The sequence below is a fragment of the Lacinutrix sp. Hel_I_90 genome (genome assembly GCF_000934685.1).
GTDB lineage: Bacteria > Bacteroidota > Bacteroidia > Flavobacteriales > Flavobacteriaceae > Lacinutrix.
Genome location: NZ_JYNQ01000001.1, coordinates 2,986,623 through 3,000,813, shown reverse-complemented (window position 1 = coordinate 3,000,813; position 14,191 = coordinate 2,986,623). Strand labels below are relative to the sequence as shown.

General features: G+C 35.1%; 15 protein-coding genes. 9 read left to right on the top strand and 6 right to left on the bottom strand.

Annotation, left to right across the window (positions count from 1 at the left end):
* The first annotated feature begins 3 nt into the window (after nucleotides 1-3).
* The 6 genes from GQ46_RS13215 (at nucleotide 4) to groL (ending at nucleotide 5,392) form a co-directional block, all read left to right on the top strand.
* Nucleotides 4-1,272: a sigma 54-interacting transcriptional regulator gene (locus GQ46_RS13215; protein WP_044402910.1), complete on the top strand. Its 1,269-nt coding sequence runs from the start codon at nucleotides 4-6 to the stop codon at nucleotides 1,270-1,272.
* Nucleotides 1,273-1,340: 68 nt separating this feature from the next.
* A complete protein-coding gene (lptE, locus tag GQ46_RS13210; RefSeq protein ID WP_044402907.1) occupies nucleotides 1,341-1,847 on the top strand; it encodes an LPS assembly lipoprotein LptE in 507 nt (168 codons plus the stop codon).
* A 4-nt stretch (nucleotides 1,848-1,851) separates the two neighbouring features.
* Entirely contained in the window at nucleotides 1,852-2,802 is a 951-nt protein-coding gene (locus GQ46_RS13205) for a hypothetical protein (protein WP_044402904.1), read from the top strand.
* A gap of 11 nt (nucleotides 2,803-2,813) precedes the next feature.
* Complete coding sequence (secG, locus tag GQ46_RS13200; RefSeq protein WP_044402901.1) at nucleotides 2,814-3,167, top strand: preprotein translocase subunit SecG; 354 nt, start codon at nucleotides 2,814-2,816, stop codon at nucleotides 3,165-3,167.
* A 169-nt stretch (nucleotides 3,168-3,336) separates the two neighbouring features.
* A complete protein-coding gene (groES, locus tag GQ46_RS13195; RefSeq protein ID WP_044402898.1) occupies nucleotides 3,337-3,615 on the top strand; it encodes a co-chaperone GroES in 279 nt (92 codons plus the stop codon).
* A gap of 142 nt (nucleotides 3,616-3,757) precedes the next feature.
* Nucleotides 3,758-5,392 carry a chaperonin GroEL gene (groL, locus tag GQ46_RS13190; RefSeq protein ID WP_044402895.1) on the top strand — a complete coding sequence of 545 codons (1,635 nt, stop codon included), beginning with the start codon at nucleotides 3,758-3,760 and terminating at the stop codon, nucleotides 5,390-5,392.
* 95 nt (nucleotides 5,393-5,487) lie between these two features.
* Here the strand turns inward: groL and GQ46_RS13185 are convergent, their stop codons facing one another.
* The 6 genes from GQ46_RS13185 to xrtF all read right to left on the bottom strand — a co-directional run bounded on the left by GQ46_RS13185 (nucleotide 5,488) and on the right by xrtF (nucleotide 10,326).
* Nucleotides 5,488-5,844: a heavy-metal-associated domain-containing protein gene (locus tag GQ46_RS13185; protein ID WP_044402892.1), complete on the bottom strand. Its 357-nt coding sequence runs from the start codon at nucleotides 5,842-5,844 to the stop codon at nucleotides 5,488-5,490.
* 6 nt (nucleotides 5,845-5,850) lie between these two features.
* Nucleotides 5,851-8,085, bottom strand: coding sequence for a TonB-dependent siderophore receptor (locus GQ46_RS13180; protein WP_044402889.1), 2,235 nt, complete (start codon nucleotides 8,083-8,085; stop codon nucleotides 5,851-5,853).
* Entirely contained in the window at nucleotides 8,082-8,810 is a 729-nt protein-coding gene (locus tag GQ46_RS13175; RefSeq protein ID WP_044402886.1) for a heavy-metal-associated domain-containing protein, read from the bottom strand. Before GQ46_RS13175 ends, GQ46_RS13180 begins: the two co-directional genes overlap by 4 nt.
* Nucleotides 8,811-8,885: 75 nt before the next feature.
* Nucleotides 8,886-9,293 (bottom strand): hypothetical protein, encoded by a 408-nt coding sequence (locus GQ46_RS13170; RefSeq protein ID WP_231567357.1) that lies wholly within the window; start codon nucleotides 9,291-9,293, stop codon nucleotides 8,886-8,888.
* A 59-nt stretch (nucleotides 9,294-9,352) separates the two neighbouring features.
* Nucleotides 9,353-9,778: an exosortase F system-associated protein gene (locus GQ46_RS13165; protein ID WP_044402883.1), complete on the bottom strand. Its 426-nt coding sequence runs from the start codon at nucleotides 9,776-9,778 to the stop codon at nucleotides 9,353-9,355.
* Nucleotides 9,778-10,326: an exosortase family protein XrtF gene (gene xrtF, locus GQ46_RS13160; protein WP_044402880.1), complete on the bottom strand. Its 549-nt coding sequence runs from the start codon at nucleotides 10,324-10,326 to the stop codon at nucleotides 9,778-9,780. Before xrtF ends, GQ46_RS13165 begins: the two co-directional genes overlap by 1 nt.
* A gap of 80 nt (nucleotides 10,327-10,406) precedes the next feature.
* On the opposite strand from xrtF, the gene GQ46_RS13155 reads away from it, so the two are divergent.
* From GQ46_RS13155 to GQ46_RS13140, 3 genes are all read left to right on the top strand, one after another.
* The gene (locus GQ46_RS13155) at nucleotides 10,407-10,862 is read left to right on the top strand and encodes a GAF domain-containing protein (protein ID WP_044402877.1); all 456 of its coding nucleotides are present in this window, start codon (nucleotides 10,407-10,409) and stop codon (nucleotides 10,860-10,862) included.
* Nucleotides 10,863-11,398: 536 nt separating this feature from the next.
* The gene (purH, locus tag GQ46_RS13145) at nucleotides 11,399-12,931 is read left to right on the top strand and encodes a bifunctional phosphoribosylaminoimidazolecarboxamide formyltransferase/IMP cyclohydrolase (RefSeq protein ID WP_044402871.1); all 1,533 of its coding nucleotides are present in this window, start codon (nucleotides 11,399-11,401) and stop codon (nucleotides 12,929-12,931) included.
* Between the two features lie 217 nt (nucleotides 12,932-13,148).
* Nucleotides 13,149-14,177 carry a rod shape-determining protein gene (locus tag GQ46_RS13140; RefSeq protein WP_044402868.1) on the top strand — a complete coding sequence of 343 codons (1,029 nt, stop codon included), beginning with the start codon at nucleotides 13,149-13,151 and terminating at the stop codon, nucleotides 14,175-14,177.
* Nucleotides 14,178-14,191: the final 14 nt, after the last annotated feature.

Sequence of the window (14,191 nt, the reverse complement as noted above, 5' to 3'; positions counted from 1 at the left end):
TTTATGGAATCCATTCAAGCAACAAAACAACGATTCGGGATTATAGGCAATAGCGCTGCATTAAATCGCGCTGTTGAAAAAGCAATCCAAGTGTCGCCAACAGACATTTCTGTTTTAGTCACAGGAGAGAGTGGTGTTGGTAAAGAGAGTATTCCTAAGATTATTCATCAACTCTCTCATAGAAAACACAATAAATATATAGCGGTTAACTGCGGGGCCATACCAGAAGGCACCATTGACAGTGAACTTTTCGGACATGAAAAAGGGTCGTTTACTGGTGCAACGGCAACCAGAAATGGTTACTTTGAAGTTGCCGATGGCGGGACTATTTTTTTAGATGAAGTAGGCGAATTACCCTTAACTACGCAAGTACGCTTGCTACGTGTCCTTGAAAATGGTGAGTTTTTAAAAGTGGGGTCAAGTAAAGTTCAAAAAACGAATGTACGCATCGTCGCAGCTACAAACGTTAATATGTTTGACGCCATTAAAAAGGATCAGTTTCGCGAAGACTTATACTATAGATTAAGTACCGTAGATATTAATTTACCGCCTTTACGTGAGCGACAAGAAGACATTCATTTGTTATTTAGAAAATTTGCCAGTGATTTTGCGTTGAAGTACAAAATGCCTACCATTAAATTAACTGATGAAGCCATTCCTGTTTTACTTAAATTTCGTTGGAGTGGAAACATAAGACAATTACGAAATGTAGCAGAACAGATCTCCGTTTTAGAGCAAAACAGAATGATTTCTGCAGATACACTAAGAGGCTATCTGCCATCTGGTAGTTCTAATTTACCCGCTGTAATTAAAACTTCCAAATCTGAAAGCGATTTTAGTAGCGAACGCGAAATTCTATACAAAGTCTTGTTTGATATGAAAGCCGATTTAAATGATTTAAAGAAGCTCACCATGGAATTAATGAAAAGCGGAAATACAAAAGATGTTGAAAAAGACAACGAAAGTTTAATTGAGAAAATTTATGGTGACAATACTAACGATTCCGATTATGAAGATGCGATAGAGGATTTACAGGTACTGTCTATTCCGCAAAATGCAGAGCCAGCAAAAACATATCCTACAGAAACTAACGACAAGTATCATTTCGCTGAAGAAATTGAAGAAGAGGAAACGCTTTCGCTCCATGATAAAGAGTTAGAACTCATTAAGAAATCGCTAGAACGCCACCAAGGCAAACGCAAGTTAGCAGCAGATGAATTAGGTATTAGTGAGCGTACCTTGTACCGAAAGATTAAACAATTTGATTTGTGATTATACGTTAATACCAAAAAGACTTTCGCTCCCGAAGTTACGGGGCAAGAAATGACAAAAAATAGTTAATGAAATACATTAAAACCCTTTTCCTTCTAGCAATAGTAACTACAGTTTTAGGCTGTGGTGCTTATTCATTAAGTGGAACCAACATAGATTCTTCAGTAAAAACCTATCAAGTTAATTACTTTCAAAACAATGCACAGTTAATTGAGCCCGGCTTGGACCGAGATTTTACTAACGCTCTTGCAGATTTAATTCAGAATCAAACCAATTTAGAGTTAGTTACCTCAAATGGTGACCTGGTTTACGAAGGAGAAATTACAGAATATCGTATTTCGCCAACTACAGCTACCGCAAATAATACCGCTGCACAAAACCGATTAACCATTGGTATTTTAGTGCGTTTTTATAATAAGCAAAATGAAGAAGACGATTTTGAGAAAACCTTTTCTTTCTTTTACGATTACGAAGGAAGTTCTCAATTATCTGGTAGTATAAAAGCGACAGCATTCGAAGAAATTTTCGATCGTATTACACAAGATGTTTTTAATGACTCACTAGCTAAATGGTAAGTTAATGAATAAGGCTACCTATATAGAATTACTGCGCGAACCCAAACGGGTGACTCAATCTCAAACGGAAGACTTAAAAACCGTTATGGAGGCGTTTCCGTATTTTCAATCGGCAAGAGCCTTATACCTTAAAGGTCTAAAAAACACAGAGAGCTTCAAATATAATCAAGCCCTAAAAACCACCGCTGCCTATACCACAGATCGCAGTATTTTGTTTGATTTTATTACCTCAGAAAGCTTTCAACAAAACGAAATATCACAGTATATAAAACAAAACACCTCGCATGCTTTAGACCTTGAAGTCGCTTCAGAAGATATTTCTGCTAGCAAAAAGAGGACTATTGATGCTATGTTAAAGCAACATCTGGAAGACACAAAAAAAACATTAGATCCCGAATTATTTCAACCAAAAATCAAGATTAAGGAAGTCGCTAATTTTGACTTAGATACTTCTGAAAAGCCTTTAGAAAAAACCGAGCTTTTAAAACCAAAATCACAATCTGCTGAACAGGTCTTAAACCTGGGAAAGCCTTTAGATTTTGACAAATCAGAAACACATTCCTTTAACGAATGGCTAAGTTTAACCTGTTTTAAACCTATTGATCGCGAAGAAAATAGAACGAAAAACACTTCCGAAGAAAGCAAAGAAGAAGAAGAAGAAGGCAAAGAAAATACTGGGTTAACTAAAGCAAAAAAGTTTGCTCTGATAGAGAGATTTATAGAAAAAAACCCAAAATTAGAAGCAAAAAGAACCTCAGCTTCAAAGCACAATATTGCTAAGGCTCAAATGATACAACCCGAAGCCTTGATGACAGAGACTTTAGCACGCATTTATGTAGAGCAGAAAAACTACACTAAGGCAATTCAATCTTACAAGATTTTAATTTTGAAATATCCAGAAAAAAGTGGTTTCTTTGCAGACCAAATTAAAGCAATAAAACAATTACAAGAATAAATTAAAGAATAATGGGACAGTTTACAATATTTTTAGCACTCATCGTAGTAGTCGCTTTTTTACTAATAGTTGTAATTATGGTACAAAACCCTAAAGGAGGCGGACTATCTTCTTCTTTTGGTGGTGGCGGAACACAACAATTAGGTGGTGTAAAGAAAACGACAGACTTTTTAGACAAAAGCACATGGACGTTAAGTACTATTTTAGTTGTCTTGATTTTATTATCTAGTTTAGCGATACCAAGAGCCGGAATTGCTCAGGAAGATTCAACAGCTTTAGATCCAGATGCTCTTGAAGCTCCTGCTCCAGTAAATACTACTCCAAGCGCTAACGATACAGCAAAACCCGCAGATAGCACAAAATAAAACGAGTACTACTAACAACTATACAAAATGCCAACGCTACCGTTGGCATTTTTTTGTTTCTACCCTTTCCGTTAGGCAGGTCTGTAAGTTTGTCAGGAACCTGCTATTGGCACATTTTTAGCTTCCTCTTAAAGTATTAAACAATCTTAATTAATAAAAACTTATAATAATGAGTAAAATAAACATTAAACCATTAGCAGACCGAGTGCTTATCGAGCCTCTACCAGCAGAAACGCAAACAGCTTCTGGATTATTCATTCCTGATAGCGCTCAAGAAAAACAACATAAAGGAACAGTTATGGCAGTTGGCAAAGGTAAAAAAGACGAACCAATGACTGTTAAAGTTGGAGACACTGTCCTTTACGGAAAATATTCTGGATCAGAATTAAAATTAGAAGGTACAGAGTACTTAATGATGCGCGAAGAAGACATCATGGCTGTTATCTAGCCAAAAATTTCAAAAACAAAAAAACAAATTACATAATGTCACACCGAGTGTTCCCAAAATATCATGAGAAGCACTTAGTAAAATGACATTGTATTAATACGTTTTCCGCTTCTGCGGAAACACTAAAATTAAAATCTTAAAGATGGCAAAAGACATAAAGTTTGATATAGAAGCACGTGACGGATTAAAACGTGGCGTTGATGCATTGGCAAATGCAGTAAAAGTAACATTAGGCCCTAAAGGTAGAAACGTTATTATTGGTCGTTCTTTTGGAGCACCAATAGTAACAAAAGATGGTGTTAGTGTTGCTAAAGAAATAGAATTAGAAAACCCATTAGAAAACATGGGCGCACAAATGGTTAAAGAAGTAGCCTCTAAAACCAACGATTTAGCTGGTGATGGTACTACTACTGCAACTGTTTTAGCTCAGGCTATTGTAAAAGAAGGCTTAAAAAATGTTGCTGCGGGTGCAAACCCAATGGATTTAAAGCGCGGTATTGACAAAGCGGTTAAAGCGATTGTTGAAGACTTAGGAAAGCAAGCTAAAGAGGTTAAAAACTCTTCTGATATGATTAAGCAAGTCGCTTCAATTTCTGCAAATAACGATGAGCTAATTGGAGATTTAATAGCCAAAGCTTTTGGGAAAGTTGGAAAAGAAGGAGTGATTACTGTTGAAGAATCTAAAGGCACAGATACCTACGTAGATGTTGTTGAAGGGATGCAGTTTGACAGAGGTTACTTATCGCCATACTTTGTTACCGATAGCGAAAAAATGATTTCAGACTTAGAAAATCCTTATGTGTTATTATATGACAAAAAGATTTCTACGATGAAGGATTTATTACCCATTTTAGAGCCAGTAGCTCAAACTGGAAAACCTTTATTAATTATTGCAGAAGATGTAGATAGTGAAGCATTAGCAACTCTAGTGGTGAACAAATTACGTGGTTCTCTTAAAATTGCTGCTGTAAAAGCGCCTGGTTTTGGAGACAGACGTAAGGCCATGTTAGAAGATATTGCTATTTTAACTGGTGGTACAGTAATTTCTGAAGAACGCGGTTTTACACTTGAGAATACCACTTTAGAAATGCTTGGTACTGCTGAACGTATTTCTATTGACAAAGACAACACGACCGTTGTAAATGGTGCTGGAGATAAGAGCTTAATTAAGAATAGAGTCAACCAGATTAAATCTCAAATTGAATCGACGACTAGCGATTATGATAAAGAAAAACTTCAAGAACGCTTAGCAAAATTAGCTGGCGGAGTAGCTGTACTATATGTAGGAGCTGCCAGTGAAGTAGAAATGAAAGAAAAGAAAGACCGTGTTGACGATGCTTTAAATGCTACAAGAGCAGCTGTAGAAGAAGGTATTGTTGCTGGTGGTGGTGTCGCCTTCATAAGAGCTAAATCTGTTTTAGAAAAGATTGCTACTGAAAACATGGACGAAACTACAGGTATTCAAATTGTAGCAAGAGCTATAGAAGCACCTTTAAGAACGATTGTTGAAAATGCAGGTGGTGAAGGAAGTGTTGTGGTTAACAAAGTATCAGAAGGCAAAAAAGATTTTGGTTATGATGCCAAAACGGAAACCTATGTAGATATGCTGAAAGCTGGAATTATAGACCCTAAAAAAGTAACACGTATCGCATTAGAAAATGCAGCTTCTGTAGCTGGCATGATTCTAACTACGGAGTGTGCTTTAATAGATATTAAAGAAGATGCTCCTTCAGGTATGCCAGGAGGCATGGGTGGCGGTATGCCAGGCATGATGTAATCATTCTTAAAATAAATAAAAAGAGCCTCATTCTAAACTTATAGAATGAGGCTTTTTCAATTTAGCTTGTTATTATTAAAAGTATTAAAAGATACTTAATCCTTATGCGCTTCCTTAACAGCTTCCTCTCTATACTTGCAACATGGATGTACCGTAGCATAAGCGGCATCAGTTGCTTTTAATTCTTTGGTATCATGGCCAACAGCAGTAATGCCTTTCTGAATGGTTTCAAGTGTCGTTTTACGTGCATCAAAAATTAATTTCAACTCATGCGTTTCCACATTCCAAATTGCCGATTTCACGCCTTTAGTATTTAAACTTGCCTTTTCAATACGTTTTTTACACATCAGGCAAACACCATCGACTTCAATAGACGCTTTGGCGTTTTTATCTTGAGCAAAAGCCGTTGCACTCATAAATGTTACTAATAGTACTACTACTAATTTTTTCATATTATATTATTTTATTTTAAATCTTAATCCTGTATAATAATTTGCTCCAAAAATTGGACCATATACAAACGTAGTATCAAAACTTGAACCAAACGGATCATTTGCAGCTAAAATAGGATTATTTTGTTTTGTATTTGTAATGTTTTCTGCCCCTATATAAACTTCGAATTTTGGAGAGAACACTCTTGTTATCTGTGTATTTAAAGTACCCACGCTTGGCGAATAGTCTGGTAATTGATATGGCAATGGATTACCACGTGTTGAAGAAAAGCGTTGTTCACCCAACCAATTAAATGTGGCATCAAATTTCCATTTTGAGTTATTATTCACCTGTGTTTCATAAGAAACATTGGCAAAAAACCGATGCTTCGGCGTTAAGGGCTTTTCCAATTTCCCAGAATTATACTGTGTATTTACATCATAATTTTTATACGCTAGTCTTACATCAAATTGATCAAAAGGCTCATAATTCACTTCAATTTGAAAACTATTTGCATAACTATCCCCTTTTAAATTATAGAAATTTACTTCCTGCGGATTTTCGTAATCAACAACCACCTGATTTTTAAAATCGGTTCTGTAATAATCCAGTGTCACGTCTCCTTTTCTATCAAATAATCTAAAGCCCTGCAAAAAAGACACGCCATAATTCCATGCTATTTCTGGATTAAGCCCATAAATCTTCCCATTAGAGTCTACAATGTTTATTGCACGTGCCGTGGCAAATAACTTTTGATTTTCAGCAAAAATATTAGCACTACGCTTACCTCTACCAAACGAGGCTCTAAACACTCCTTTTTCCCAGGCTGTATAGCGCAAATGGAAACGAGGTGTCACAAATGTCCCTAGCAAATTATGATGATCTACACGTAAACCTGCCGTAAGATTTAATTTTTCTAAACTATCATAATTGTATTCGAAAAAAGCACCAATTGAATTTTCTGTTCTTTCAAACGCCTCAGCATCCACAACTTCATCATAATGATCATAAGTATAGCTTAATCCTGTTTTAATTTTGTGCCTAGAATCGCTAATTATGCTGTTATAAATCGCATTTGTATACAAACTATTATGATTAATATCATACACGTTTAAACCAAAATAGGAGTTTTGTTCATGGCCACTAAAAGCCGTTTGGAAGCCTATCGTTTGCCAAGGCAACTCAGCATTTACATACCCTAATTTTGCTGAAATCTCATACCGTTCCGTATCTATTTCACTTCCCCAATTATTAATGGTTAATTTATCGGTTTCTGGATTAAAATTAGTTTGTCCTGTTTGCTTTTGATCGTTTAAATATTTAAAATTAATAAAACTAACCAATCCTTTTTCTTGGTTTGTATACTGCCAGCGATTCATCACATTAACTTGTTTTGCCAATGGCATATCTAAAAAAGAATCGTCATTTCCATCAAATTTTTCATGCCTCGAATTGCCATGTAAATACAAACCTGTCTGCCATTTATCACTCACTTTTGTGTTAAAATGTGTATTTAACTCTAATCTCCCATTGGCAGCACCGTAGGCATTAACAAAAAACTTATTGTCGGTGGTTGGTTTTACCAACTCGGTATTAATTTGACCTGCGATACTTTCGTAACCATTAACCACACTACCAGCGCCTTTTGTAATTTGAATACTTTCTACCCAGGTTCCTGGTATAAAACTGAGACCAAAGGCTTGCGATGCACCACGAATAGATGGCATATTTTCTGTGGCAATTAATATATACGGACTGGTTAACCCCAACATTTTTATTTCTCGCGTACCAGTAACGGCATCAGCAAAATTAACATCAATGGACGGATTGGTTTCAAAACTTTCAGCCAGGTTACAACAGGCCGCTTTTAATAATTCATCGCTACTCACAGTCAATATGTTTTGTGATTGTAAATAGGATTTTGCTGTTGCTTTACTCCTCGCCGAAATGTTAACTTCATCCAACGCGCTTGTTGCCTTCAAAATATGTTTAATATACTTTGGCGTATTGACTGTAATCGTGTCGGTTTTATAACCTACATAACTAACTATTAGTTTTGAATACGCGTTCTTATATTCAAGAGAAAACTTACCATTAAAATCGGTTACCGTTCCAACATTAGTGTTTAACCAATAGACATTAGCACCTACTAAAGCAGAAATCTCGTTACTAGAATCAAGCTCAGTAATAATGCCGCTTACCTCATTTTGAGAAAACATAAAAACAGGTAATAAAACAAATATGATTAGTAACTTTTTCATAAGCTAAACGTTTTTAGTAACATGAGTATCGCCATGATAATCATAATTGTGTTTTCAATAAAAGTAGCTTTAGTCATAGGCAATTTTAAGGCCGTACCTAAACAGGCACATTGCATCGATTGCTTACTCAATAGTGCTTTTGAAACTCCAAAAGTGGTAATGCCTAAAATAACAATAGTTGCAATTAAAGCTAGTGGAATTTGAAGCCGCATTAAGAAGGACAGTCCTAAAACCAGTTCCACAAAAGGGTACACTTTGGCATAAGCAGGAATTGCTTTTGCCAAAGGGTCGTACATTTTAAAAGATTCTGGGAATCCTTTTAAATCTAAAATTTTAAAGAAGCTAAAAACGATATAAAATAGTCCCATAAAATCGAGCATAAAGCTAGCCCAATCCCAAGCCTTATAATGCATTAATATTGAGGCGATAGTAATATAACCAAAGATTAAAAATAATGGTTTTAATTGTTGAAGGTCGCTTTTATCGTCTTCTGTTTCTGATGTTTTAGAGCCCTTTTGAACTGGCTTTTTGGAAATTAAATAGGTCTTAGGTAATGCGTCCTCTAATTCTTTTATTGAAATAGGTTCAGACATTTCTATCGTTGCTTGAGCACTGTCTAAATCTACAAAAGCATTTTTTACGTTTGGTAATGCATTCAGGTGTTTTTCAACTGAAGCTTTACAGCCATTACAGGTCATGCCTGTAACGGTATAGGTATGTATCATTTTAAAATAGTTGATTATTAAATATTCTTTTTCATTTCCGAGAAGGCGAAAATATTATAATAAGAAGCTATTTAATCAAATCAGGAAAGTACCATCTAAAACAGTGATATCGTAAATAAGATTGGGTGGCGTGTAATGTTCATGAGGAATGGTTTGCTTTGGCAAGCTTTCAAAAAAACTATTATTTACCAAAACAAAAGCCAGTAAAATAGTGTGTTGGTCAAAATCTAAAGTATCAAAACTACTGCGTTTTAATTCATCTTGACCTTTTAGAACCTCTACTTTATCATGACAACATCCTTTTTTTATGGGTGTTTTAGCTGACGTTTCTATACCACCACAGCTTTTAACCTTTGTAAAAACAGCAGTATCTACCAAACGGCTACCACAGTAATGAGATTCAACAGTAAAAGATAGCGTTGAAAACAATACGGCGAAAGCCATAACGAAAGAGAGCACTTTATGTAGAGACTTTTGTTTCACGCTACAAAGGTAATAAAAACCAAAAATCACAAAGCCCCTTTGCACAAATTTAACAGTAACTACACTGTTTTTCTGTTGTAATAAAATGCTGGTAGTAAAAGCAACAACAACAACGGCTGAATTAAAAAACGACGAATATTAAAAAACGTAACATAATCTTCCTGTTTAGGGTTGGTTACAAAATAAAGAAACAGCAAAATAAGTACGACATAGCTAAAACCATAAACTAAAACTGAAAATTTAATAATGGTCCAATCTTTAAAAAACACATATAAAATAGCTAACGAAACCACTGTATTTATCAAAAACCGAAGCGTAGTATAAAGCGTCAGCTTAAATACTTCACGGCGTGGAGAATCGATGTAGAGATAGTCACTTTGAAAAAACGTTAAGTACGGGTCGTAAAACAATTCATTTTCAAAGGCACGCACCAAAACGAGCAAACCGACTAAGAAAAACAATCCTATGTATTTTTTAGAAATCATCACTTAGTTGTCCCTATGTTAGAAAATTTATTAACCCATAGCATCCATAATACAAAAACAAACCCATAAATAAGGGCTGGAAAAATCACAACATGTAGTATTTCGCTGCGCTCAGGATAATGGTATAACCCAATGGAAAGCACAACTATCCTTAACACATTTACAATGTAAATGATAAGACTTCCAAAGATTAAAAAGAGTGCTGTTGTTTTAAATCTACCTGAAAATGCCACGATAAAAGAAATAAAGAGAACAATTACGCTTAACGCATTACAACCTTCCACCACTCTCGCTAGATATTTACCACGAATTATTAATTTCATGGAAAGTTCTTCGGGATGCTTAACAACTTCCGCCTTATACCCTATTGCGTTTAAAAGTAATTCTGACTGTTTAGCGACCTGATGCGTTACGTAATCTGGATAATATGAAGAATCTTCAGAAGCATTTAAATACCATCTATACCCAAAAGACAAAACAATATAGACCACCAAAAAGGTGAGAATAAACTTAATTACAGACTTGTATTTTAAAATGAGGGCTTTCAATAAATTTTTATTAATATTTATAGATTTTGAAAGGTTGAAATTAAGCCTTTTTAAATACTTTTACCAAAATTTTTATCACAATGACTTTTGACACATTAAAACTACAAGCTGAAACTATTCTTTCCAATACCGAAAAAACAGTCAATCAACGTTTAATGCAAATCTGCGAACTTCTTGAAGCCAATATAGAGCATTATAATTGGGTGGGCTTTTATTTTAAGAATGGTGATAAAAATGAATTAAAATTAGGGCCTTATGTAGGCGAGCCTACAGATCACACCATTATTCCGTTTGGAAAGGGTATTTGCGGGCAAGTAGCGCTTAGTAATAAGAATTTTGTTGTCCCAGACGTTGCAGCGCAAGACAACTATATCGCCTGTAGTATTACTGTGAAGGCAGAAATAGTGATCCCTATTTTTGTTAATGGAGAAAATATTGGACAAATCGATATTGATTCGAACACACCAGACCCTTTTACTGAAGCCGATGAGCGCTTCTTAGAGTTTGTTTGTGAAAAGGTTTCTGAAATAATTTAGTCCCTTTTTAATTCCCTTTTAAAGAAAGCCGAAAAGAAAAGGAATAAAAAAACAACAAGAATAAATAACTTGAAATAACCAATAATCAGATAATTCACCTCATCAGTATTATCATACAAAAAAACTATTCCCAAAGAAGTAATAAAAACTCCTGATAAGGTTCTATTTGTTATTTTTTTACAAAGTAAAAGGATTAAAGTCCCTTTAAAATAAACCACTAAAGTGTAATAGGTTAAGATAACATCTATAGACGTTAGAAGACACTTCCATCCTAGAGTTCTATTTATTAAAATAAGTATAAACTCCGTTAGCAAAAACAAAATTAACAGCACTACATAAGCATGGAATAGCCTATTGTCTATGTACTACCCCAAAGTTCTTTTCTACTTAAGTCCCATGCTCTAAAATATAGAGTGTTTTTTAAGTATTGACAACTCTTGTTAATAACTCCCACTTTTAGTTAAAAAGACATTACCATTTTTTAAAAAAACTACTTCCTTTTGCGTAAATTTGACGGCTTATTAACACAACTACTAATGAGCAATAACAAAACAATTAAATCTGCATTAATTTCTGTATTTAGCAAAGAAGGCTTAGCACCAATTGTTAAAGAACTAGACCAACAAGGCGTTACTATCTATTCTACTGGTGGCACCGAAAAATTCATTAATGATCTAGGAATCAAAGTCGTTCCTGTTGAAGAAGTAACCTCGTATCCTTCTATTCTTGGCGGCCGTGTAAAAACATTACACCCTAAAGTATTTGGAGGTATTCTCAACCGGCAGAATCACGACGGCGATGTTACAGAGATGAAAGAATATAACATACCGCAAATTGATGTGGTGATTGTAGATTTATACCCTTTTGAAAAAACAGTGGCTTCTGGAGCAAGTAACCAAGATATTATTGAAAAAATAGACATTGGCGGTATTTCATTAATTCGTGCAGCGGCTAAAAACTATGCAGATGTTATTTGCGTCTCTTCTGTTAATGATTATGCTCAGTTTTTAGAATTAATTACAGACAAAAAAGGCAATTTATCTGAAGACGACAGAAAAACATTTGCAGCAAAAGCCTTTAATGTGTCGTCACATTATGACTCGGCAATCTTTAATTACTTCAATAAAAACCAAGAGATTCCAACTTTAAAAATTTCTGAAACCGACGGAAAAGTATTACGCTATGGTGAAAACCCACATCAACGTGGTTTTTTCTTTGGCGATTTTGAGGCCATGTTCACACAACTTCATGGTAAAGAATTAAGCTATAACAACCTTTTAGATGTTGATGCCGCTGTGAATTTAATGGACGAATTTAAAAATGACGCACCAACTTTTGCTATTTTAAAACATAACAATGCCTGTGGTTTAGCACAACGCGACACTTTGCACCAAGCTTATGTTGATGCTTTAGCTGGCGATCCTGTTTCTGCGTTTGGTGGTGTTTTAATTGCAAATTCTGAAATTGATGCCGCTACAGCAGAAGACATTCATAACTTATTTTGTGAAGTGGTTATTGCACCTTCATTTTCAACTGAAGCTGAAACAATCCTAAAAGGAAAAAAGAATCGTATTCTTTTAGTTTTAAAAGAGGCAGCATTAGCACAAACAACCGTAAGAACCTGTTTGAACGGTGTCTTAGTTCAAGATAGAAATACGGTCACAGACCAAAAAGAAAACACTACAAAAGCAACAGAAAAAGCGCCCACATCTGCAGAGTTAGATGATTTAATTTTTGCTTCAAAAATTTGTAAACATACGAAGTCGAATACGATTGTTTTAGTGAAAGACAAACAATTATGTGCTAGTGGCACCGGACAAACCAGTCGTGTAGACGCCTTAAATCAAGCCATTCACAAAGCACAAGCTTTCAATTTTGATTTAAAAGGCAGTGTGATGGCGAGTGATGCTTTTTTTCCGTTTCCTGACTGTGTTGAAATTGCCGATAAGGCTGGCATTACCTCTGTTATTCAACCTGGTGGTTCAATAAAAGATCAATTGAGTATCGATTATTGTAATGATAATGGCGTATCTATGGTATTCACAGGAACGAGACATTTTAAGCACTAAACAAAAAAAGTAGTATTCATTATTATAAATTCATTAAAGCTTCAGCTAAAACTGAGGCTTTTTTTATTCAGTTTCCCCCTTTAAAGTATACGGTAATTTTAAAAAATTATATCTTTATAAATTATTTATACAACAAAGTGTAATAAACTGTATTTTTTTGCTCAATTTTATTACTTTTACACATACTTTTTTTTAACCCAAATAATTACACGAACATATGGGATTTTTTGACTTCTTAACTGAGGAAATCGCTATAGATTTAGGAACGGCAAACACGCTAATAATTCATAATGATAAAGTGGTTGTTGACGCGCCGTCTATTGTTGCTCGTGATCGTATTTCGGGAAAAATTATTGCTGTCGGCCAGCAAGCCAATATGATGCAAGGTAAAACGCATGAAAACATTAAGACGATTAGACCATTAAAAGATGGTGTTATTGCCGATTTTGATGCTTCGGAGCAAATGATTAGCATGTTTATAAAAAACATTCCTGCTTTAAAAAAGAAATTATTTACACCCGCATTACGTATGGTTATTTGTATTCCTTCTGGAATTACAGAAGTAGAAATGCGTGCGGTGAAAGAAAGTGCTGAACGTGTAAATGGTAAAGAAGTCTACCTCATTCACGAACCTATGGCCGCTGCTATTGGTATTGGCATCGATATTATGCAGCCTAAAGGAAATATGATTGTAGACATTGGAGGTGGAACCACAGAAATTGCAGTAATCGCCTTAGGTGGAATTGTATGTGACAAGTCGGTGAAGATTGCAGGCGACGTTTTCACTAATGATATCATTTATTACATGCGTACACAGCACAACTTATATGTTGGTGAACGTACTGCTGAAAAAATAAAAATTCAGATTGGAGCAGCTACTGAAGATTTAGATCTTCCTCCTGAAGACATGAGCGTTCAAGGTCGTGATTTATTAACAGGAAAGCCTAAACAGGTACAAATTTCTTATCGTGAAATTGCAAAAGCTCTAGATAAATCTATATTGCGAGTAGAAGATGCGGTAATGGAAACCTTATCTCAAACACCTCCTGAATTAGCAGCAGACATTTACAACACAGGTATTTATTTAGCGGGTGGTGGCTCAATGCTTCGTGGTTTAGATAAGCGTTTGTCTCAAAAAACAGATTTACCCGTTTACATTGCGGAAGACCCTTTACGTGCTGTAGTGCGTGGAACAGGAATAACACTTAAAAACATACCAAAATACAAGAGTGTATTGATAAAATAAATCTCCCCAATTAA

What these genes read in the sequence shown, in the direction of transcription:
- GQ46_RS13155 (WP_044402877.1), top strand. Translation starts at nt 10,407, where the DNA reads ATGACTTTTGACACATTAAAACTACAAGCTGAAACTATTCTTTCCAAT.
- groL (WP_044402895.1), top strand. Translation starts at nt 3,758, where the DNA reads ATGGCAAAAGACATAAAGTTTGATATAGAAGCACGTGACGGATTAAAA.
- purH (WP_044402871.1), top strand. Translation starts at nt 11,399, where the DNA reads ATGAGCAATAACAAAACAATTAAATCTGCATTAATTTCTGTATTTAGC.
- GQ46_RS13175 (WP_044402886.1), bottom strand. Translation starts at nt 8,810, where the DNA reads ATGATACATACCTATACCGTTACAGGCATGACCTGTAATGGCTGTAAA.
- secG (WP_044402901.1), top strand. Translation starts at nt 2,814, where the DNA reads ATGGGACAGTTTACAATATTTTTAGCACTCATCGTAGTAGTCGCTTTT.
- GQ46_RS13165 (WP_044402883.1), bottom strand. Translation starts at nt 9,778, where the DNA reads ATGATTTCTAAAAAATACATAGGATTGTTTTTCTTAGTCGGTTTGCTC.
- lptE (WP_044402907.1), top strand. Translation starts at nt 1,341, where the DNA reads ATGAAATACATTAAAACCCTTTTCCTTCTAGCAATAGTAACTACAGTT.
- GQ46_RS13180 (WP_044402889.1), bottom strand. Translation starts at nt 8,085, where the DNA reads ATGAAAAAGTTACTAATCATATTTGTTTTATTACCTGTTTTTATGTTT.
- GQ46_RS13185 (WP_044402892.1), bottom strand. Translation starts at nt 5,844, where the DNA reads ATGAAAAAATTAGTAGTAGTACTATTAGTAACATTTATGAGTGCAACG.
- GQ46_RS13205 (WP_044402904.1), top strand. Translation starts at nt 1,852, where the DNA reads ATGAATAAGGCTACCTATATAGAATTACTGCGCGAACCCAAACGGGTG.
- groES (WP_044402898.1), top strand. Translation starts at nt 3,337, where the DNA reads ATGAGTAAAATAAACATTAAACCATTAGCAGACCGAGTGCTTATCGAG.
- GQ46_RS13140 (WP_044402868.1), top strand. Translation starts at nt 13,149, where the DNA reads ATGGGATTTTTTGACTTCTTAACTGAGGAAATCGCTATAGATTTAGGA.
- GQ46_RS13215 (WP_044402910.1), top strand. Translation starts at nt 4, where the DNA reads ATGGAATCCATTCAAGCAACAAAACAACGATTCGGGATTATAGGCAAT.